The organism is Zunongwangia pacifica (genome assembly GCF_023499215.1).
In the GTDB taxonomy this organism is placed as follows: Bacteria; Bacteroidota; Bacteroidia; order Flavobacteriales; family Flavobacteriaceae; genus Zunongwangia; species Zunongwangia pacifica.
This window is the reverse complement of the sequence record NZ_JAKHSK010000009.1, coordinates 91,012-113,259: the sequence shown is the minus strand read 5'-3', so window position 1 is coordinate 113,259 and position 22,248 is coordinate 91,012. Positions and strand designations below refer to the sequence as shown.

At 40.7% G+C, this 22,248-nt stretch carries 20 protein-coding genes; 10 read left to right on the top strand and 10 right to left on the bottom strand.

The genetic code is table 11. From position 1 onward, the window contains the following. The 4 genes from L1967_RS08140 to L1967_RS08125 are packed head-to-tail and all read right to left on the bottom strand — an operon-like array spanning position 1 to position 3,810. Positions 1-633, bottom strand: a complete 633-nt coding sequence (locus tag L1967_RS08140; RefSeq protein ID WP_019974899.1) for a DUF4141 domain-containing protein — start codon at positions 631-633, stop codon at positions 1-3. Positions 634-659: 26 nt separating this feature from the next. Next, complete coding sequence (locus L1967_RS08135) at positions 660-3,164, bottom strand: TraG family conjugative transposon ATPase (RefSeq protein WP_123860958.1); 2,505 nt, start codon at positions 3,162-3,164, stop codon at positions 660-662. Next, entirely contained in the window at positions 3,161-3,493 is a 333-nt protein-coding gene (locus tag L1967_RS08130) for a DUF4133 domain-containing protein (protein ID WP_019974897.1), read from the bottom strand. Before L1967_RS08130 ends, L1967_RS08135 begins: the two co-directional genes overlap by 4 nt. An 11-nt stretch (positions 3,494-3,504) precedes the next feature. Beyond that, positions 3,505-3,810, bottom strand: coding sequence for a DUF4134 domain-containing protein (locus L1967_RS08125; RefSeq protein ID WP_002979435.1), 306 nt, complete (start codon positions 3,808-3,810; stop codon positions 3,505-3,507). A gap of 204 nt (positions 3,811-4,014) precedes the next feature. Between L1967_RS08125 and L1967_RS08120 the strand changes: the two genes are divergently transcribed. From L1967_RS08120 to L1967_RS08110, 3 genes are read left to right on the top strand one after another with little or no spacing between them, the layout of a single operon-like run. Beyond that, positions 4,015-4,314, top strand: coding sequence for a helix-turn-helix domain-containing protein (locus tag L1967_RS08120; protein ID WP_019974895.1), 300 nt, complete (start codon positions 4,015-4,017; stop codon positions 4,312-4,314). Positions 4,315-4,369: 55 nt separating this feature from the next. Continuing rightward, on the top strand, positions 4,370-5,575 hold the full coding sequence (locus tag L1967_RS08115) for an SIR2 family protein (protein WP_019974894.1): 1,206 nt from the start codon (positions 4,370-4,372) through the stop codon (positions 5,573-5,575). 2 nt (positions 5,576-5,577) lie between these two features. Beyond that, complete coding sequence (locus tag L1967_RS08110; RefSeq protein WP_026357461.1) at positions 5,578-7,332, top strand: ATP-binding protein; 1,755 nt, start codon at positions 5,578-5,580, stop codon at positions 7,330-7,332. Between the two features lie 56 nt (positions 7,333-7,388). Here the strand turns inward: L1967_RS08110 and L1967_RS08105 are convergent, their stop codons facing one another. Genes L1967_RS08105 through L1967_RS08090 form a run of 4 tightly spaced genes read right to left on the bottom strand, consistent with a single transcriptional unit; the run spans position 7,389 to position 9,526 of the window. Further along, on the bottom strand, positions 7,389-8,024 hold the full coding sequence (locus tag L1967_RS08105) for a hypothetical protein (RefSeq protein ID WP_019974892.1): 636 nt from the start codon (positions 8,022-8,024) through the stop codon (positions 7,389-7,391). 12 nt (positions 8,025-8,036) lie between these two features. Continuing rightward, a complete protein-coding gene (locus tag L1967_RS08100) occupies positions 8,037-8,342 on the bottom strand; it encodes a DUF3408 domain-containing protein (protein ID WP_066434593.1) in 306 nt (101 codons plus the stop codon). Further along, positions 8,342-8,746: a DUF3408 domain-containing protein gene (locus tag L1967_RS08095; protein ID WP_066434606.1), complete on the bottom strand. Its 405-nt coding sequence runs from the start codon at positions 8,744-8,746 to the stop codon at positions 8,342-8,344. Before L1967_RS08095 ends, L1967_RS08100 begins: the two co-directional genes overlap by 1 nt. A 12-nt stretch (positions 8,747-8,758) precedes the next feature. After that, positions 8,759-9,526 carry a ParA family protein gene (locus tag L1967_RS08090; protein ID WP_019974889.1) on the bottom strand — a complete coding sequence of 256 codons (768 nt, stop codon included), beginning with the start codon at positions 9,524-9,526 and terminating at the stop codon, positions 8,759-8,761. 699 nt (positions 9,527-10,225) lie between these two features. Here L1967_RS08090 and mobA point away from each other — a divergent pair. The 7 genes from mobA to mobC all read left to right on the top strand — a co-directional run bounded on the left by mobA (position 10,226) and on the right by mobC (position 16,279). Beyond that, complete coding sequence (mobA, locus tag L1967_RS08085; protein WP_120181176.1) at positions 10,226-10,663, top strand: conjugal transfer protein MobA; 438 nt, start codon at positions 10,226-10,228, stop codon at positions 10,661-10,663. 2 nt (positions 10,664-10,665) lie between these two features. Further along, complete coding sequence (gene mobB, locus L1967_RS08080; RefSeq protein WP_120181175.1) at positions 10,666-11,949, top strand: conjugal transfer protein MobB; 1,284 nt, start codon at positions 10,666-10,668, stop codon at positions 11,947-11,949. A 126-nt stretch (positions 11,950-12,075) separates the two neighbouring features. Next, positions 12,076-12,639 (top strand): Crp/Fnr family transcriptional regulator, encoded by a 564-nt coding sequence (locus tag L1967_RS08075; protein ID WP_120181174.1) that lies wholly within the window; start codon positions 12,076-12,078, stop codon positions 12,637-12,639. Positions 12,640-12,714: 75 nt separating this feature from the next. Then, positions 12,715-13,044: a DMT family transporter gene (locus L1967_RS08070; protein WP_120181173.1), complete on the top strand. Its 330-nt coding sequence runs from the start codon at positions 12,715-12,717 to the stop codon at positions 13,042-13,044. Positions 13,045-13,060: 16 nt separating this feature from the next. Beyond that, positions 13,061-13,519, top strand: coding sequence for a GNAT family N-acetyltransferase (locus tag L1967_RS08065; protein ID WP_120181172.1), 459 nt, complete (start codon positions 13,061-13,063; stop codon positions 13,517-13,519). Continuing rightward, a complete protein-coding gene (locus L1967_RS08060; protein WP_120181171.1) occupies positions 13,520-14,053 on the top strand; it encodes a GNAT family N-acetyltransferase in 534 nt (177 codons plus the stop codon). Positions 14,054-14,278: 225 nt separating this feature from the next. Next, positions 14,279-16,279: a conjugal transfer protein MobC gene (gene mobC, locus L1967_RS08055; protein ID WP_120181170.1), complete on the top strand. Its 2,001-nt coding sequence runs from the start codon at positions 14,279-14,281 to the stop codon at positions 16,277-16,279. Between the two features lie 54 nt (positions 16,280-16,333). Here the strand turns inward: mobC and L1967_RS08050 are convergent, their stop codons facing one another. Together L1967_RS08050 and L1967_RS08045 are read right to left on the bottom strand one after the other, a co-directional pair. After that, positions 16,334-21,754 (bottom strand): N-6 DNA methylase, encoded by a 5,421-nt coding sequence (locus tag L1967_RS08050; protein WP_120181169.1) that lies wholly within the window; start codon positions 21,752-21,754, stop codon positions 16,334-16,336. Next, positions 21,741-22,178 (bottom strand): DUF1896 domain-containing protein, encoded by a 438-nt coding sequence (locus tag L1967_RS08045; protein ID WP_120181168.1) that lies wholly within the window; start codon positions 22,176-22,178, stop codon positions 21,741-21,743. The genes L1967_RS08050 and L1967_RS08045 overlap by 14 nt, the downstream gene beginning before the upstream one ends. Positions 22,179-22,248: the final 70 nt, after the last annotated feature.

The window sequence follows — 22,248 nt, the reverse complement described above, 5'->3', positions numbered from 1 at the left end:
CTACCAGTATTTTTGGTTAGGAGTTCCATAGAGGTCAAGCACTCTTTTGGTATTGTTCTGCTTTTTTGCTCTTAGAATACTTACAGAGATATTCTTATTGGTATAGTAGCGTACCAAGCTGTGGTATTCCTTTACTTCTTTGTACACTCTATCAATAATATCCATACGCTCTTTGTCGTTCAGCGAAAGGCTTGATGAGGTTACAATCTGTTTGAGTTCTTTCAGCAGTTCGGTACTTTCATTCAGCAATGCCGAATAACCATTGCTGATAGCTGCCAATTCCTGTGCAGAAAAATTCGGGTCGTTCATCATCTTACCGAAGTTGGTAACATACATTTCGGATACGTCACCGACAAGCAATACAGTCTGCTGTACCTTACGTGCATCTTTTACAAGATTATTTACAGCTTGTAGCTTGTCGTAATACTCCTTACCCTGTTTATACACCTTTTCCACTTCCTTGAAATTTTTAATTACATTGGATACCGTGGAAGAAGTCTGTACGATTTCATTCGCACTGTTGAGAATACCCGATGCCAGATTTGTGGGGTCGGTTACTACCCATTGTGCTTTTGCGGACGGTGCTACGGCGAGCATTAGTGCCGTACACACCATAAAAAGGAACTTTTTCATTTTTATGAATTTTAAAATGTTAATGACTATTGATTTGCTTTGTCACGCCTTTGCATTGCGATATGCTTAATGGCGAGTTCTACGTTACCGTCCAATTCGGAAGCTAATTGCATTACCTCCATTTTTTCGGTTTCTTCGGTGGTGTATGCGAGGTATTCCTCCAAACTAACTTCGGTGGCATAGACTGCCGAGTTCGTACCACCTAAGCCAATCCAAACCTCTTTGTACAGTCGGCTTGCATCGTTGTTCATATTGATAGAAAGTACCTGACCTTTTTCCTTATCTGTAAGCCCCAACATTGCCTGTATGTCATCGAATTTATTCATATACTTACGCTGGTCTAAGAGGATTTTACAGTCGGAATTGTTGATGATACTTTCTTTTACAATGGGCGACTGGATAATATCATCTACCTCTTGCGTAACGACAATCGCCTCTCCGAAGAATTTGCGGACGGTTTTAAATAAATATTTTATATATTCCGCCATTCCTTCTTTGGCAATCGCTTTCCACGCTTCTTCAATCAGGATGAGTTTTCGGATACCTTTCAGCCTCCGCATCTTGTTGATAAAAACTTCCATAATGATAATTGTGACTATGGGAAAGAGGATTTTGTGGTCTTTAATCGCATCAATTTCAAACACGATAAAGCGTTTGGAAAGCAGGTCTAACTGCTTGTCGGAGTTCAACAGATAATCGTATTCGCCACCCTTGTAGTAGGGTTCGAGGACGTTCAGGAAATTTGCAATGTCAAAGTCTTTTTCCCTTACCTGTTTTTCTTCGAGTACCTTGCGGTAATCACCTTTGACATACTCGTAGAAACCGTTGAATGATGGGTAAACATCATCTGTTTTGATACGTTCAATATAACCTGATACGGCATTGGATAATGCCACTTCTTCCGAACGGGTTGGCGGTTCATCATCACGTTTCCATAGTGTCAATATTAAGGTCTTAACACTTTCTCTCTTTTCGATGTCGAAAACCCCATCATCCGTGTAAAATGGATTGAATGCAATCGGGTTGCCTTCGGTGTACGTAAAATAAACACCGTCTTCACCTTTGGTCTTTCCTTTGATGAGTTCGCATAAGCCCTGATAAGAATTACCCGTATCTACCAACAATACGTGTGCGCCCTGTTCGTAGTATTGCCTTACCATATGGTTTGTGAAGAACGATTTTCCCGAACCTGACGGACCAAGTATAAACTTGTTCCGGTTCGTGATAATGCCACACTTCATAGGCAGGTCGGAAATATCCAAATGGATAGGTTTTCCTGTAAGCCTGTCAGCCATCTTGATACCGAACGGCGAGGGCGAATTGTGATAGTTGGTTTCTTCTGTGAAGAAGCACAAGGCAGGTTCGATAAAAGTGTAAAAACTTTCCTCACTCGGAAAATCGCCTGCATTGCCGGGCATTCCAGCCCAAAACAAAGTGGCTACGTCCGTAGTGTTGTGGCGAGGCTTACACTCCATCAATGCCAATGCACTACCGCAATCGTTCTTTAACTGTTTCAGCTCCGCAGGGTCTTCCGACCACGCCATAATGTTGAAGTGTGCCCTGATAGACGACAGACCGAAGCTGTGGGCTTCGTTCAGGTATTTTTCTATCCACTCTTTGTTGATTTGGTTTGCCCTGCTATACCTTGCCAAAGAGTGCATATTGCGGGCGGACTTTTCAAACTTTTGCAGGTTGTCTTCGCTGTTATCCAAAAACAAATATTGGTTGTAGATATGGTTACAGCTAAGGAGTAATCCCACGGGAGCAGCGAACGACAAACGGCAGTCGCTCCGGTCGGTGGATAGCTTTTCAAAACGGGTATCAGCCGATACCGTTCCGGGCAAATCGTCTGTATCGGACAAGGTGTGCAGGCTCAACCTTTTGTTTCCGATACGGACTTCTTCCGTTCCGAGTGCGATGTCCTGCATCGGTGTTCCGCTTTCCCTTGACAGGGTTAGGTACTGTTCCAACAATCCCTGCTTTTCGTCCGTTCCGATGATTTCATCTTCGGTAAGGCGTTGCAGGGTTATGAAACCGCTATCGTTCACGATACGCTCAAACTGTGCCACCGCTTCCATAAAGCGGTGTATCGTTTCCTTGTTCCTGATTTCCTTTGGTATGAGCGTACCTTTGCAAAGCGAACTGAAGTTGCTTTGCATACGCATTCTTTCCTTAGTGGTCTTGGTCAGGAACAGGTAACAATAATGGTTCAGAAATGGTCGCTCATTAAAATGGCGTTGGTAGGATTTAGCCAAAAAACTTTGGTCTTCCTTTGCCAAATCGGGAGCATAGCTTTCTTTGATGTACCAATCCTGTTTGTGGATGACCGTAAAATCCGGCAAGGTCTTGATAGCCTTATGCCAGGCGGAGTGAATAGCTTCGTATTCCGCCGATGCTACCGTAAACAGTTCCGGCAAACGAACCTCAAAGCAGGCGGTAATGTCCGCATCTTTGGAAAGGATGCAGTTGTTTTCTACTGCCAACAAAGGAAATTTGTTTTCCAGCGTTGTTGTCTTTGCAACGTTTCTCATAGGGCATTCGATTTAGGAGTGAATTTCAGATAGCGGTGTACAGGCTTGCGACAAATGATGTATCGGGGATGTCTTTTTCCTGCTCCGATTTTCATTAGCCCGTGTTCGCCGTACTTCCTGTTTAGTGAAAAGGTCTGCCACACAATGAGCGAAGCACCGCCTGCTCCGAGGAACAGGCAGATGTAAGAGTTTACGCCTGCCATATACAGTATCATCACGAGGATGAGCGTACCGAGCAGTCCGCCAGCGAAAATGAACAGGTATTGTGCTTTCAGTCCCTTAAATTCCACTGTCCTGCCAATGCCTTTGTTTATGTTGTAATTGTTCATAAAGCAAAGGATTAAAGGAAGAATGAACGCAGGATGGTAGCCGCTACGATTAAGAAGATACACGCACCGAACCAGCTTGCCGCAGTCTTCGATGTGTCGGGGTCGCCCGAACTGAACTTATTGTAAACTTTAACGCCCCCTATCAAGCCCACGACCGCACCGATGGCGTAGATTAATTGGGTTGCGGGGTCGAAATAGGAAGTTACCATTTGGGTAGCCTCGTTGATACCTGCCGAGCCGTTTCCCTGTGCGAACGCACCAATTCCTGACAGCATAGCCACGGCTGCCAGCAAAACTTTTTTTCTCTGTTTTTCCATAATTGAAACACATTAATTTGTTATTGTTATCCCGCACCTTGCGGACTTTCGGAACAAAGGTGTTTCAGAAATCAGGGCGTTATAATAAAGTGGCAGTCAAAGGAATGATTTGGCAGTGAGTGGCTTTATAGAAAGTCTAAATCCGTATTTATTAAACTATTTTGCTTAAATTTGACATATTTAGACAAGTCTTAAAAAAGCAAAATGGCATTTGGAAAACACATAAAAAGACTAAGAGAAAGTAAAGGATTGTTCCTACGGGAAGTTGGGGCTGCATTGGAACTGGATAGTGCTTTTATCAGTAAAGTCGAAAATGAAGAAAGACCATTGCCAAGAAAACACATCGAAAAGCTTGCAGAATTTTTGAATACCCCAATTGATGAGCTATTGGTTTTATGGTTTTCAGATAAAATAAAGGGACTTATTGACGATAAAGAAATAGGAAAGCAGGCTTTAAAAATTGTTTTAAAAGAATTAAATGCAATCAAGAATAATGCAGATTAGGTTTTTAACAACTCTTCTTTGGCAATAAAAAGGTTAACAAATAAAATATGCGAATATGAAATACATTTTACTCAACAATAACAGTTCTGTTGCTTATGATGATAGTGATGCTACTGATATAAAAGTATATATCGACGGCAAACTTCACGATTTCAAAGAAAGTACCGAAAATAGAATTGATTATGCAATTGCAACAAATAGGAATAAATACTCCCAAACTCTAAATAATCAGTTTGAGAATTTATTACTTCTAACTGGTGCAGGGTCATCTATTGGTTGGGGAAAAGATGGGAAGTTGGGTAAGTCGATGGCAAATTTATGGGATGATGCGGAAGCTCTTTTAACAGCCGATGTTTTTGGAAAGTTACTTGAAACTATTGGCTACGATGAAAAATGGGATGATGGCTCTATAGTAAAGAATTTAGAAAAGGTTCTTTCTATGGCAACACCTGCTATACCATATATACCCAAAGAGGATATAGATATTGAGGATTGTGTAAACAAAATTAAAGATTTTATCAAAGAAGCCTGTCAATTGAGTTTGCCAGATAATTCGCCACATACGCTCTTATTAAATAAAATAACGAAACGCAAAGTTACTTTACCAAGATTTAAGCTGTTTACATTGAATTATGACCTAATGTTTGAACAATCAGCTTGTGAAAGCAATTTTGTTGTTATAGACGGGTTTTCATTTTCTCAACCAAGAATATTTAGTGGGCGTAATTATGATTACGATATTGTTTCCCGCAATCAAAGTAGAGTAAAAGAAGAAGACAATTTTATTCAAAAAGTTTTCCATTTGTACAAATTACACGGTTCTGTAAATTGGGAAAAGCAAGACAACAAGATTATACAAAAAGAAGAACCTGACGAACCATTGATGATATATCCACATCAATCAAAATATGAAAGCTCTTATGAACAGCCGTATTTTGAAATGATGTCGAGGTTCCAGTCCAATTTGAGAAAGGAGAATGTTTTCCTTATTACAATAGGCTTTAGTTTCGGGGATAAACATATCGTAACCGCAATCATCGAAGCCTTGGAACAAAATCCAGGCTTTCAATTGATGATTGTAAATAAAGGGATAGATGAAACCAACGAAAATATGAAACCCTTTATTGATGCTGCAAACAAATATTCCAATATATCTATTGTTTCAGAAACCTTTGAGGATTTCGCTAAGAATTATCCTGACTTAAAATCTTACAATCAGGAAGATACACGACAAATAGTAATTAATATCCCTAATAGTTAGATATGAGCAATAGCCCCTTTAATCACAGTCATTTTCTTGGGTATGTAAATTTTGTATCCCCTGCATTTGTGAAAGTGCATTTCCCGTCTTCTGTTTTGATGAAAACATTTGTTCACCACGCAGAAGTGTTGAGAGGTGGACTTGTAGGAAACTATATTGTTGTTGAGGGAGAGGAAAAAGGTTTTCTGGGAAAAATGTTGGAAATATCGTTACCTGAAAAAGAACGGTTGGAATTAAGTGAAAGAACTTTTTCAACTAAAGCATTTCATCCAGTAGGAAGAATAGAAATTCTTTTATCATTTGATTTGTTTGACCCGAGTAGAATAGAAAAAGGGATAAATAGCCTCCCACTCATTGGTTCTAAGGTATTCATTTGTTCGTCGGAATTTCTTTCTACACATTTCAAAACCTTTGGCATAAAACCCGAAAATATCGAACATTCTCCTACTTTTAGAATGGGGAATTTGATATACGATAAAAATGTTCCCGTAGATATTTCTTTGCAAGCGATATTTAGTCGTCATTGTGCGGTTGTTGGTACAACAGGAGGAGGGAAAAGTTATACCATCAGCAAATTTATTGAGGGAGTTATAGAAACCGGAGCAAAAGCTATAATCTTAGACCCAACGGGAGAATACTCTACATTTGATGCTCATCCAAAAGTTGACCATTCAACACTGATTTCAGAAAGCTATTTTCCATATCAGAATTTAACCATTAATGATTTATTCGTTCTGTTCAGACCATCAGGACAAGTACAGCAACCCGTTTTATTGGAAGCTATTAAGTCGTTAAAAGTTGCACATTGCTTATTAGGGAATATTCCTAATAATGGACATAATAATGATGGAACTAACGATACTTTTACATTCAGGGGTCAGCAAGTAGTTATAAATAATGGATTAGTTGTAAAACAAAATAATATTACTGCGGCATATAATAATGCCTACTTTACTTATAAATCTATTATAGAAGATTTCACAATAAATAATTTCAGTATAAATCTACTCCACAGGCAAATAGGGAATGAATGTTTTCAAATATTCAACGACCGTTGGGCAAACAATAGAGATGAAAGAAATTATGGAAATGCAACGAGTTTAATAATGCGTGTTAACAATGTAATATCGGACAATGATTATTCCGGTATGTTTGGATTTAATGCTCCAACCACAAATAACCTAATAACCAAGATAGACGAGTTTTTGAATAATCCAGAATTAAATATTTTAAGAATTGGTTTTGAAAATGTACCTTATAATTTTCAGGCAAGAGAAATCTTGGCAAATTCATTGGGAAGATACTTATTGAATAAAGCTCGAACTAATATTTTCAGAGAAAATCCTCTAATTCTCTTTGTAGATGAAGCCCATCAGTTTTTAAACAAGAAAATTAAGGATGAATATTTTGAAAGCACAGAATTAAATGCTTTTGATAACATTGCTAAAGAAAGTCGTAAATATGGATTATTTCTATGTTTATCAACACAAATGCCAAGAGATATTCCTGTTGGTACGCTAAGTCAAATGGGAACATTCATTACTCATAGGCTGATAAATTATCAAGATAAGGAAGCAATCGCGAGTGCTTGCTCGACTGCCAATAAAGAAACTCTTTCTTTTTTACCATCTTTAGGGTCAGGAGAAGCAATTATTATGGGAGTTGATTTTCCAATGCCAATATCAGTCAAAGTAGATATGCCAACAATTACACCGAAGTTCGATACTCCAAAATTTGTAAAAATAGCGGGCACTTAGTTTTATAGCGTTTGAACAATTTTTAATTTGTGTCTAACATACAAAAGGGAGCTTGCCTAAACAAACTCCCCAATGTCAAAATCACTCAAATCACTTTTCCGCAAAGTGGAAGAACTGTCTTCCGTTTCAGATGAAAGGGTGCTATCCAAAAGCTCGGCTATTCTTCGGGAAGCATCTTCCATAGAATTCTCCAATAGGCTGAATAATTCGGTTCCCTGTATTTTTTGAACTATGGCTATCGCTGTTTCCTTTTGGGCTGGTTCCAATTCTTCTTTTTGGAGCAACACCCCCACGGAGCTTAGTTCTTCAAAGGTAACCCCTTGGGCAAAACCGTCATCGCCACCGGATATTCCGTACCTGTTCCAATCTTCTTCCTCTTCCTCCAAATCAGGTATATTACTGAAAACTTCGTCCAGCTCTTCCTTGCGGATTTGAATGCCGACGTTTTCATTTTCGTCGTATTCAATGTCTAAATTAGCGGGGTTTATCTCCGGTTCCTCAATTTGGCGTTCATTGGCAGCGTTTGGCATTGAAAGGCGTTCTACGGATTTTGGCTGCCCCATAATATCGGGCAGGTTCGGATTGACTTTCTTCTGCGGAGGTTCTTGTTTTGTCCTTTTCTTAATGACAATCTTATCCTGTAAAAGCAGGACAATGACTATCAGCAGGCATATCACAATTACTATTTCCATAACGTAGGTTTTTTAAAACAAGCCTTTGTACTTTTCGTTGAACTCTTTTGTAATCATATCTTCAAATACTTTAAAATGATGTTCAAGAATATTATTGAGATAGGCAAACAAGGGTATTTTATCATCGCCTATAATCTGGACTATGCGGGTTAAACGCTCGTGATGTTCAGGACTTAGGTATATGCTTTTATTGCCTCTTTTCTGCATTTTATTCATTTGCATAAATGCGTTTTCATAGGTTGTTTTAGCTGTATTGCTAACTGTATCGGAGTTGCTGCCGGCTGCAACAGTATTCCTGTTCTTTTTATCTTTCTTCATTATAGAATGGGTTTAAAATGTTCATTGAAATAATCGGTAATATCGTCCCCGTACTCCCTGAAATGATGTTCAAGAATATTGTCAATGTAAGAGTAGAGCGTTGTTCTTTCTTCCCTTGTCAGTTGAACGATGCGGAGCAATCTTTCGTGGTATTCAGGGCGTATGTAAACGACCTTGCCATTACGCCCCGATGGAAAACGATTGACCAAAAACGTTTCCTCGTAGTCCGCTTTCTTTGATGAACTGTTACGGGCTTTTTCCCTGGGCTTGTTTTCCTTTGGTACATCCTGCTTTTTGTTAATGGTCGGTGGAGCAACAGGCTCATCGCCGCTTATGACGTTCATAAGGTATTCCTCATCAACATTGGGCTTTTCAAAATCGTTGTTTTTGTTATCTGAAGCCATACTTTACTATTTTTATAGATGAGTGATTTTTAAAAATTCCTCGACAAACAAATCCATTTTAGTTGCTTTCATTAACTGTGGTTCGGCAGGCAGCAAACTTGACCTGAATACATAACTGCCTGTGTCGTCTGTTTCCTTTCGGAAACGCTTGCTGTCCATTATCCTTGTTTCCATTATGGGCAGGTTGAGTTCTTTGATGACACTTTGATACGCATCATACAAACCTGTTTTTTCCCTGCCATCCACTTGGTTCCAGAACAGCCACATCTCTTGTTCGGGATTGCCCTCGTCCGTTTGGGGAAGTCCGAGAAAGGCTTTGGTAAAGCCCAATGTACTTTCCACTACCAAACGGTCGGCAGTAATGGGCGAAAAGATGAAGTCCATTTTTTTTAAGGTTGTCAGTACACCTTTGGTATTGGCTGTTCCCGGCAGGTCGAAGAAAATAACATCCGGCACAACCGCCGACTGGCTTCTGTATTCCGATGCTTTCTCCAGAGCTGTTTCAGCCTTGCATTTGATAATCGGGTACGCTTTTTTGTTGATGGCTTGAAACTGCTTCATTGCCGCCTTTTTATGGTAGTCGTTCTGCATTATGGTTCTCTTATCCCGTTCACGCATATTGGTCAGGCTGTGTTGCGGAAAGTCGCAGTCCATCACCAGCACATTAAAACCTAAACGGTAGTGAAGCACACTTGCCAGCAAGGTGGTCATTGTAGATTTTCCCACACCGCCTTTTTGGGTGGAGAAGCTGATTTTTAAAGTTTTCTTTGTTGTTTCCATTATTTAAAAATTTATTGTTACACACTTTATTTGTTTTGCAGGATTGAATATTGGTTTATCTGATTATTACCTCATTCCTATATTCCTGCATTCCCTTTTGCGTACTTTCCTGCACAGGTATTTGCTTTCATTTTTGCCTTGTCAGGCACATTCTTTAGCAAGTGGCAAACCTTACAATAGGTAAATTGCTTTACCGCTTTTATGCTTTTACACTTTTATTGTTTTATGCTTTTAAAACCTTATGCTTTTATTCCAAACTGCCTGTTTGCAAACCTGATTTTCTTCTTTGTCGAAATACATTTTTTACTACCTGCACTAAAATTATACGGCAAATAAAGCGATTGATTTATCCGCTGATTGAGGTGTGGCAGTGTTTGGCACTCAAAGGCAGTCTTTGTCCGGGTATCGCATTGCAATACTCTTACAGGTAGGGCTTTACTTTGTACAATGATTATTATTAACGGATTTATGCAAAAGTCTTTTGACAAAATGGAGGGTAACGGGAACGGCATCGAGCCGTTTTCCCTGTTACATTTAATCCGTCCCGAAGGGCGGATTTTTGTGTTCAACGGAACACGGCAAGTTGTGTTTTGAGCATCTCGGAATGATTTCCGATGCTCAAAACAACTTGCCCTTTGCAGGGGGCAGAAAACACCTTCCGAAGTCAGGGTTTTGTATGGATTTTAAAATGGATTAGTGATGAACGATAACAACAAAAAGCAATTGAAAAAGACCGGACGCCGCCCAAAAGAAGACCCGGCGACCATCCGCTATACGATTTCCTTTAACGAGCAGGAACACGCCCGTTTTCTTACCCTGTTTGATAAATCAGGTATGCAGGTAAAGGCGCATTTCATAACGTCCTGCATCTTTGACAAGACCATAAAGACCATTCAGATTGACAAAGGAACGGTTGATTTTTATATGCGGCTAACCTCTTTTCACAGCCAGTTCCGTTCCATAGGTGTAAATTATAACCAGATTGTAAAGCTGTTGTACAAGCATTTTTCCGAGAAAAAAGCGGCAGCGTTCCTCTACAAATTGGAAAAACAGACGGCTGAAATGGCGATGCTATGCCAAAAAATTATTCAGCTAACCGAGGAATTTGAAGCAAAGTACCTGAAAAAACAGCCTTAGAAATGATAGCGAAAATCGGTAGAAGCGGAAATTTATACGGAGCATTGGCGTACAATCAGCTCAAAGTGGAGAATGAAAACGGACAGATTTTGTTTGCCAATAAGATGATTGAAACCGCTAACGGGCATTATTCCGTTGCACAATTAGCCCAGTCTTTTGCGCCTTACCTGATAGCCAACCGCAATACCGAAAAACATACGTTGCATATTTCGCTCAATCCTGACCCGAATGATAAAGTAAGCGATGATAAGTTTAGGGAGATGGCAGAACAGTATATGCGGGAAATGGGTTACGGAGAACAGCCTTTTGTGGTGTTCAAACACACGGATATTGACCGCAGCCATATACACATTGTATCGGTTTGCGTGGACGAAGAGGGTAAAAAGATTTCGGACAAGTTCGAGAAAATGCGGTCTATGAATGTGTGCCGTGAGTTGGAAAGAAAACACGGATTGATACCCGCAACTGATAAGGAGCATCGGCAGAACGACAAGGTTTTCCGCCCGGTAAACTACAAAGCTGGAGATGTGAAAAGTCAAATCGCTTCAGTAGTTCGCCACTTACCAAATTACTATAAGTTTCAGACTTTGGGCGAATACAATGCCTTGCTTTCCCTGTTCAATATTACCACCGAAAAAGTAGAGGGCGAATTGCAGGGGCAGCTACGGCAGGGTTTATTATACATTCCTTTAAACGAGAAAGGCGAAAGAGCCGGGCATCCGTTCAAGGCTTCTTTGTTTGGTAAAGATGCAGGGCTTCCGGCTTTGGAACTGTATTTTGCGAAATGCAAAACGGATTTAAAAGATAGTCCAACCAAGCAGACCTTACAATCAGCCGTTACCATTGCCTTGAAATCAACAACTGATGAAATGGGCTTTAAGAAGCAATTAGCCGAGCAGGGAATTAACGTAGTGGTGCGGAGGAATGATACAGGGCGTATTTACGGAATGACATTTATAGACCACAATTCTAAAGCGGTTTGGAACGGTTCACGTTTGAGCAAGGAACTTTCTGCCAATGCCTTTAATGATTATTGGAACAATAATATCAAACCGGAGATTAAAGAGCCAGTTGAATTACAACCGAAAATATCTACATCAAATGATGCGGATCTTCCTGCGGAAGAACCACACCATTTGTTCGACTTCTTAACTACTGGTAAACACGAAGATGGTTTGATTGAAGCACTGGGAGGCTTATTGCCCGAAGCCCAGGGCGAAGATTACGAGGAACAGGATTTTGCCAATAAAATGAAGAAGAAAAAGAAGAAAGGTAGTAGGTTGTAAAAAATATCTATTGATTGAAATATATGTTTCATTTTTAAGGTTGTACAGCTTCAGTCTTCACACCACATATAACGAAGCTCATTTTTTTATTTTGTAATTTTGTTACAACAAATCAGCATTGGATTAATGAACATAGACCTTTTACTTGAGAATATATATCCGCTTCCAGATACTTCAAAAGAATTGCTCAAGAAATCAATTACAGAGGTTAAATATAAAAAAGGGCATATTCTTTTGAGAGCTGATAAAATTGAAAAGAACATCTACTTTATAAAGAAAGGTGTAGCAAGAGCATATTCATATAAAGATAATGATGAAATCACTTTTTGGTTTGGCAAAGAGGGCGATACTATTATTTCAATGAAAAGCTATATAGCCAATCAGAAAGGATATGAAAATGTAGAGTTGTTGGAAGATTGCGAATTATATAAACTGAAAACAACAGTCTTACAAAGACTTTTTGAGAATGATATACATATTGCAAATTGGGGGCGAAGATTTGCCGAAAAAGAACTTATAAAAACAGAAGAAAGGCTTATTTCTCGACAAGTCCGAACAGCTACCGAACGATATAAGGAACTTTTGAAAAACAGTCCCGATATAGTCCAGCGAGTGCAATTAGGACACATTGCTTCTTATTTAGGTATAACACAAGTCAGTTTGAGCAGAATTAGGGCAGAAATAAAGTGAACGGCTCATTTTTTATCATTTGTAAAATTTCACCTCAATTCCGTTTCCGACCTTTGCAGATAAAGAACAAAGGAAATGAATTGGATAATTTTAGTTGTAGCAGGGTTGTTTGAAGTGGCTTTTGCATTCTGTTTGGGAAAAGCAAAAGAAACAACAGGAAATGAAATGTATTTGTGGTATGCAGGTTTTCTCGTTACCCTTACTATGAGTATGGGACTTTTGATTAAAGCAACCCAAACTTTGCCCATCGGAACGGCTTATGCCGTATGGACAGGTATCGGAGCAGTCGGAACAGTTTTAGTCGGTATTCTTGTATTTAAAGAGCCTGCAACATTTCTGCGAATACTTTTTCTTATCACTTTAATAGGCTCGATTGTCGGGCTGAAAGCCGTATCAGCTCATTAAATAATGTTTTAAAAAAATGAATATAACAATAAGAAAAGCCGAAGAAAAGGACAGCGAGAAAGTTTGGCATTTAATGAAAGAATTGGCTGTTTTTGAAAAATACATTGACAGTTTTGCCATTACACCCGAAATTGTCAGAAACAGCGGATTTAAGAAAAACCCACCCGATTTTTATTGCCTTGTGGCAGAAGATAATGATAAAATCGCAGGAATGTTGGTTTATTATTTTCTTCCTTATACAGCCCAAAACCGTCCTGCTATTTATATGAAAGAGCTCTATGTGGACGAAAATTATCGTGGTCAGAAAATTGGCGAACAACTAATGAATGCGTTAAAAACTGAAGCAGAACAAAATAATTGCAGTCAAATAAAATGGACGGTTGCACCGTGGAATAAAGTAGGAGTGAAATTTTATGAACGATTAGGAGCAAGAGAAAATACCGAATGGCTTAACTACGAATGGAATTTAAAATAGATGGAACCAATGGAAATAAGAAAAGTAACATTAAACGATATTGAACAACTGCAACAGATAGGCAGACAAACATTTTCAGAAACATTTTCTTCGAGTAATACAGAAGAGAATATGACAACATATTTAGAGGAGGGATTTTCCAATGAAAAGCTAATAGAAGAATTGAACAATGAAAGTTCCGAGTTTTATTTTGCCTTATCTGAAAACGAATTAGTTGGTTATTTGAAAATCAATTTCGGGCAATCGCAAACAGAATTGCAAGACGACACAGCACTTGAAATTGAACGCATTTATGTTTTAAAGGAATTTCACGGTAAAAAAGTCGGACAAGTGCTTTATGAAAAAGCTATTGAAATTGCCAAACAGAAAAATGCACACTACGTTTGGTTAGGTGTTTGGGAAGAAAATCCTCGGGCAATCAGCTTTTATAAGAAAAATGGTTTTGTTGAATTTGACAAGCATATTTTCAAATTAGGCGATGATGAACAAACCGATATAATGATGAAATTAAAATTAGAAGAGAGGATTTTGTAAATTAAATTGAGCCTCACAAGGGGCGAGATGGACGAAGCCGTTACTTTTGAGAAAGAATAAGGACAAAATCAATTTTACAATAAGGTTGAAAAGGTAGCGATTTGCTACCTTTTTCATTTTATACTAATCTGCCAAATACTGCCACACAACGCCACTTACTGCCATATTTTAAGAGCCGACAGCAACAGCCTTTAAATTCACGCCCGAACATTAAAACTTAAAATAATGCAGGGAGAAGACGATTTAAGAGGGCTTGCCAAAATAATGGCTTTTATGCGGGCAGTCAGTATTCTTTTGGTGCTGATGCACCTTTATTGGTTCTGCTACGGTTTCTTTTTAGAACGTGGCTGGACGTTGGAAGTAATCAACAAGATGTTAGGCAATTTCGACCGTACGGCGGGCTTGTTTTCACATACCCTTTATACAAAAGCATTCGCTTTGGTTTTACTGGCTTTGAGTTGCTTAGGGACAAAGGGTGTAAAGAATGAGAAGATAACCTGGTCTAAAATTTATGTGGCGTTGGGCATTGGCTTTGCGCTGTTCTTCCTGAACACACCATTGCTAAAGCTATCCCCCGCAACAAGCACATTTCTGTATATTCTTACTATCTCGTTAGGTTATATCGCCTTGCTGATGGCAGGCGTATGGATGAGCCGATTGCTCCGTACCAACCTAATGGACGATGTTTTCAATAACGAAAACGAGAGCTTTCAACAGGAAACCAAGCTGATGGAAAACGAGTATTCCGTCAACCTGCCCACCAAATTTTACTACAAAGGCAAATGGAACAACGGTTGGATAAACATTGTAAATCCTTTCAGGGCATCAATCGTGTTGGGTACTCCGGGTTCCGGTAAATCTTATGCCATCGTAAACAACTACATCAAGCAGCAGATAGAAAAAGGCTTTAGTATGTACATCTACGATTTCAAGTTTGACGACCTTTCGACTATCGCCTACAATCATTTACTAAAGCACCGGGATAAATACAAGGTACAGCCGAAATTTTACGTGATAAATTTCGACGACCCACGCAAGAGCCACCGTTGTAATCCACTCAATCCCGATTTTATGACCGACATTTCTGATGCTTACGAAGCGGCTTATACCATAATGCTAAACCTCAACAGGTCGTGGATACAGAAGCAAGGCGATTTTTTCGTGGAAAGCCCAATTATTCTTTTAGCTGCTATTATTTGGTATCTGAAAATCTATGAGGATGGCAAGTATTGTACGTTCCCACACGCCATTGAATTGCTGAACAAAAAGTATTCGGACGTATTCACGATTTTAACCTCATACCCCGATTTGGAAAACTATTTGTCGCCCTTTATGGATGCGTGGCAAGGTGGCGCACAAGACCAGTTACAAGGGCAGATAGCATCGGCAAAAATACCTTTGTCAAGAATGATTAGCCCGCAGTTGTACTGGGTAATGACCGGGGATGATTTTACACTCGACATCAATAACCCGAACGAGCCGAAGATTTTGTGCGTGGGTAACAATCCCGACCGCCAAAATATTTATTCAGCAGCATTAGGGTTGTACAATTCCCGAATTGTCAAGCTCATCAACAAAAAAGGACAATTAAAGAGTTCGGTTATCATAGATGAGTTACCCACGATTTACTTCAGAGGACTGGATAATCTTATTGCAACTGCGAGAAGTAATAAGGTGGCAGTATGTTTGGGCTTCCAGGATTTTTCGCAATTAACGAGGGATTACGGCGACAAGGAAAGCAAGGTAATACAGAATACGGTAGGTAATATATTCAGTGGTCAGGTGGTTGGAGAAACGGCAAAAAGTCTTTCGGAGCGTTTCGGTAAAGTATTACAGAAACGTCAGAGTATGACCATTAACCGCAATGATAAATCCACCTCTATTTCCACACAGTTAGACAGCCTTATTCCGGCTTCCAAAATTTCAACGCTTACACAGGGTATGTTTGTCGGTTCTGTATCGGATAACTTTGATGAACGTATCGAGCAAAAGATATTTCACGCCGAAATCGTGGTAGATAATGAAAAGGTAGCCGCCGAAACCAAAGCCTACCAAAAGATACCCCAAATCTTATCTTTTGTAAATGAGCAGGGCGAGGATAAAATGAAGCAGGAAATTGAAAGCAATTACAAACAGATAAAAAAAGACATCCTGAATATTGTTGTTAGCGAAATGGAGCGTATCAAGAATGACCCGAACTTGCAGCATTTGGTACAGGACGGATAATTTAAAAGGGAGGCTTAAATGACCTCCCTTTTTTATTGCCTGCCCGTTCAGGTTTTACAATACGCCACGAGGCAAATGAATACCTTTTGTCCGTATAATGCTTTCCTGAACCTTTGGAGCTTCTTTCTGCTTTTCTGCCTGCTCCGGAGCATCTTGTTTGGTTTCTGGTGTAATAGATAGCTGTATCTTTCTTTCTACGGCAGCCAGTTCCGTTTTGAGTTCGCCCAGTTTACTTTCTTTCGACCAAGTACCGTTAACCACTTCCTGAAGAATGGGCAGGTCTTTTTGTATCTCCGTAATTTTCTTGTGCTCCTGCTCGATATAGCCGGGCAATTTCTCCAGTGCATTAAGGAAGTTCGTAGCAGCCAGCTTTTCATCTTTAGCAATCACACCGTTGTTGTAGGTATATTTGATATTGCCCTCGCCCTGTACCAAAAAACGGTTTACCCTTATATCCACACCCTCTTTTTCGGACATTTCCGTTTTTACCAAAAGCGTAAATCCGTATAACGTACCGATTTCTTCATACTGACCTCCGGTTCGGGCTTTGTCCGCAATCTGGTTGAGTTTTGCACCGATTTGTTTAATATCGGCATTGGGCGGTAAGCCATCCAACTGTACAGGATTTACGATTGTACCGTCTGACCGTTTTTGGATACGCTCTTGCAGATTATTCCAATCAAGGCTCATACGGTTTAAACGAGATTGAGTGCTTTGCAACATTTCCGTATAATCTTCCAATTTGTACTTCGCACTATACTTTGAACGGTTGAACGCCTGTTTTTCGCTTTCCAACCCGGCAATCTGTTTTTCCAATTTGGCTTTATCCAACAGGTCTGTATTTCCTGATAGGATAGCCACGTATTCCGAAAAATTCATTCCCGATTTTTCGTCCATACTGCCCTCGTCAATAGTACGTTTGCCGAGGTTATTGTTTTTTAATTGGTCTATAAAAAGTTGCTTATTGTACAACAGATTGAACTTGTAACTATCCAATGATTTTTCTACGGCATAGATAATCACATCTACTTTGTTATCGGCAAAGAATTTGGCAATCTCATTACCTTTTCGAACGGCTCTGCCGTCCCTTTGAGCAAGGTCGCTTGGTCGCCACGGCGTATCGAGATGATGAACGGCAACGGCTCTTTTCTGTGCGTTCACGCCAGTTCCGAGCATACTTGTGGAACCGAACAACACACGGATTTTGCCCTCGTTCATTCCTTTGATAAGTTCCTTACGTTGCTTATCATTTTTGCCTTCCTGTATAAAACGGATTTCGTTTGCAGGTATGCCGTGGTCTTCCACGAGCTTGCGTTTGATTTCGGAGTACACATTCCATTCGCCCGGCTTGTAGGTTCCCAAATCGGAGAAAACGAACTGTGTTCCTTTCTGTGCGTTGTATTGGTTGTAATACTTGGTAATGTTTGCCGCACAATGCGAAGCCTTGTTATCGGGGTGGTCATCATACGCACCGCTTACCATCCGCATATCCAAAGACATTTTACGGGCGTAGTCCGTTGCGATGAGCATCTTTGCTTTTTCTTCCGATGGAGATAAAGGTGCTCTTCCGAGTAGTTCTCCTTTTCCTGTTTTTGCAAATTCCATCAGACTTTGGATAAATTCTTCCTGGTCGGGAGTAGGCGGTATATTGTACAACACCTCGTTCTTATTGGGGCGGTCAATTCCTATATCTTTTGCCGTTCGGTAATCCGTAATTTCGGAGTAGAATTGTGCCAGTTCCGGCACTTTGATAAAGTATCGGAAACGTTCTTTAGCTACAATGTTGTTAGCAACAGAAAATTCATAATCGGTCGTTTTCCTTGCATAGATAGCTGCCCACGCATCAAAAGAATGAATGCCCTGTTTTTCCAATGCCCGTGGTCGCAGGTATTTGAACAGCAGATATAGTTCCGTTAATGAGTTGCTGATGGTAGTTCCTGAAAGAAAGGTTGCTCCCATATCCGCATTGGTACGCTCCTGAATAGTACGGATAGCAAAGAGCAGGTTCAATGCTTTTTGGCTTCCGTCCACATTGCCCAATCCGGCAACCCTTGTATGCCTTGTGTTGAACATCAGGTTTTTGAATTGGTGGCTTTCATCAACGAACAAGTGGTCAATGCCCATCATCTTAAAATCCACCACATCATCTTTTCGGTTTTCAATATCGTGTTGCAGGGTTTTGAGCTTGACTTCGAGGTTTTCTTTCCGCTTGATTACTCCGGCAAGCATCCCTCTGGTAACTTCCTTGCCTTGCGATTGCAGGGCATCGAGGTTACGCTCTACGCTGTCTAATTCTATTTGGAGTATTTCTTTTTGAATTTCGGGCGATTGCGGTATCATTCCGAATTGGTCGTGTGTCAGTATCACACAATCCCAATCGTTGTTTTTAATGTCGCCAAAAATCCGCAGGCGTTTTTGGGGCGTAAAATCTTCCTTGCCAGGAAACAGAATTTTTGCGTGTGGGTAAGCCGTGCGGTAGGCTTCGGCAATTTCGTGAACATTGCTTTTCAGCCCGATAATCATAGGCTTATGGGCTAACCCCAAACGCTTCATTTCCTGTGCAGCCGTACACATTACCAACGTTTTTCCTGCACCTACTTCGTGGTCGCAAATTGCCCCGTTGTTGAGCTTTATCATCCAAACGGCATCCTTTTGGCTCGAATACAGGTCATTAATGCCTAAGCCCTTGCAGTCTAATCCCGGAAACTCCTGATGTGTGCCGTCGTAGTTAGGGCGGACGAAACAGTTAAACGTATCATTATATTGGTCGGTCAGCCTTGTTTTGAACTCATCGTTTTGGGCGTGAAGCCAATCGGTAAAGGCGTTGCGGATTTCATCAATCTTAGTATTCGCCATTTGTATGGCTTCCATATCCCGCACTTTGACATCTTTGCCTTCAACCGTTATTGTTTTTGAAATATCGGGCGTGGTATTGACAAGGGCGTGTTTGAGCAGGGCAATCCCATCATACGTCCGGCTTTGGGCTTTGACGGCGTATTTCTCCCAAATGTGTACGTTCTTCTGTTTGCAGGTTACGGAAAAGTCATCGGCACTGTCGGAATAATGGACACGGACTTCTGCATCGAACAGGTGCGATGCAAACCGGGCATAAATACCTGTGGGTATCCAGCGTTCGCCCAGATTAAAATCGAGTTCTTCAAATTCAATTCGTATTGGTCTTGCTTCCTCTAATACGGTAAGGCTTTCTTTGGCTTGTGTATCATCGGGATTGCTTTCGAGATAGGCTCTGACTTTCTCCGCTTTTTCCACTACGTTCCCTGCAATCCAGCGTTCGGCTATTTCATATTCCTTTTGAAGTGGATTGTAGTAGATACGACCGTGTAAGGCTTCTTTCAAAGCATCGTCAGGCATACCGCTGATTTCGGACATAAAGTCCAAATCCACGCTTCCGTACTTGTTCAACGAAGCTGATAACGCTTCTTCGGGATTATCCGTTGCTATGGTTATAGTAGAAAAACTAACAGGTCTGCTGAATATATCGGCTTTGTGTACCACGCCACCAATAACACGTTCCAAATAAGGGATTTCCTTACCGGAACTATCCGTTTTGATGAGCTTGATATTATCGGCACTGTTGAGGTTGCCGTACCTTTTAATAAAGGCATCGTAAAGGCGATTAAGGTTTTCCCTTTCTTCTTTGTATTCGGTCTGATGCTGTGCCTCTTTTGTGTAAAGCTGTTGGTAAACATCACGCACCCCGATATACGCTTCGGCTCTTGCTTTCTGTAAGGTCGGTAACTGTAAAGGGTGGAATACAGCCGTACCGTCTGCTATATCTACATCTTGCAGATGACCGACCCAACCATTATCCACCACAAGGCAATCGTTGCGATGGAACGATTGCAGTTTGCCACTGTACGGAGCAGGTTCGGGAATGGTATCGGGAATAGCTGGCTTATCAGCTTGGCCATTCTCATTGATACTTGAAAACAGGTCGCCGATAACTTCCTGTTTTTTGCCGTTGGCTGATGTATTTCCATTGGTAGGTCTATTAGTAACAGGAGGCGTATAAGGTTGTTGCATCGCACTGAACAGGTCGGTTTGGCGACCTATTGCACGGCGGTTTGTTTTAGTGCTTTGCCTTTTGGCTTGCGTGGTTCTTTTGGGCGGAGCAGCAACCATTACAGGTTCGTCCGCATTTTCAAACAGGTCGAAGATGCTTAGTTGCTTTAATTCCTGTGGGCTTTCCCGATGGGTTACAGGCGTGGGTACAGGTTGCGGTTTTGGCTGAATGATTACAGGCTCAATAACCGGAGGTGTAACCGTTGGTTCAATCGGAATTTGTATTATAGGTTCATCGTTCCGTTCGCCTTTGTACAAACCTATATTCAGGTGCTTGCCAAAATCTTCGGAAAGCATTTGTTTTAAATCTTTGGCAATTCCCTCAACGCCGTCTTTATGCGTATAGATTAATGCAGGTTGTCCGTATGGGTCGGTATCTAATTTACGTTCGGTATGCACAATCCTTGTGTTGTCCTGAAAGAGTGCATTACCAGGTGTATTGTATTCTGTTTGCCTGCTTTGGCAAAACAGATCTTCCCTTTCGGTCAGATTTTGTTTTGCCGTATTCTTTTGCAGGATAATCAGGTCGCTTCCGACTTCTGTACCTGCATATTCTGTAAAAAGATTGTTGGGTAAGCGAACAACCGAAACCAGATTATTATCCTGCATTAACGCCTTGCGTATGGGTTCGTTCTTAGGGCTGTTCAGAATGCCCTGTGAAGTAATGTAAACCAACAAACCGCCCTCACGGAGCATATCAGCACCTTTCAGAAAAAAGTAATTGTGTATGCTTCGGGCTGCCTGTACTTTTGCACTGTCCCTGCTACGGGAATAGGAAAGGTCGAAAACGGAAGTATCGCCAAATGGTATATTGCTGGCAATTACATCATAGCTGTTTTGTTCCTTTTCGAGAATTTCTTCAAAACCACTTACACGGATATTGCTTTCGGGGTAAAGCTGTTTTAAAATCTTGCCTGTGAGCAAGTCTTTTTCATAAGCGGTAATACTTTGTTGGTTTTCCGAAAAGGACTGTACGAATGAGCCGATACCTGCGGACGGTTCAAGGAATTTATCAATGTTCAGACCTCTTTCACGCAAGGTTGCGGAAATCGCATCTATTACCTGTGGCGGTGTATAAAAAGCTGTCAGTACGGAACTTTTCATACTGTCCACATACCTGCGGTATTGCTTATCGTCTTCGGAATTTTCTTTGAGCAGTTGGTGGAGTTCCTGCGTAATAGGGAAAAGGTCGTGTTCGGTTTTTCTCCAATGATTGATGTCTATTTCGTTGGCTATGGGGTTCAGCACGAATTTAAGACCGCCAAATCCGCTGTATTGCATCATTAGCAGTCTTTCGCCTACGGTGGCTTGCCGTTTCTCCTTTTCCAGTTTAAAAGCAATTCGCAGGGCATCAATATTCTGTTGGAGATGTTGCTTCTTACTGAAGCCCATTTTCCTCTATCCATATTGCGATGGTTCCAGTCAGTTCGGTATAGAGTAAATCAAACTCATAACCGTAGGCGAAATCATCGGTTAATTCATATCCTGCGAGAACAGCCTCACAGACAGGGAACATTTTAAGGGCAAACGGTCGCAGTTCCTCATCTGCCATTACGGTATCAAACTCATTGCATACCACCTGAAAAACAGTGTCGAATTTGGAGAAGTGTAAGCCCTCAAAAAGTATGTAGTTGGCTATTTCATTGCATTGCTCAATGGGGTTTCCCGCCCTGAAAGCACCCTCATAAGCATTGGAAGCCCACGAAGAACGCTGGTCGATAAATTTTTGGTCGTGTGCCTTTTCGGGGAAGCTACTGTTTAACAGTTCTTGCAGTCGTAATCTGAAATACGATAGGTCTTTTTGCTGTACATCCATACTATATTTTGTTTTAGAATTTTACTTAAATCCTAAAATTAGAAGCAGGAGCAAATGCCTATGAGAATGT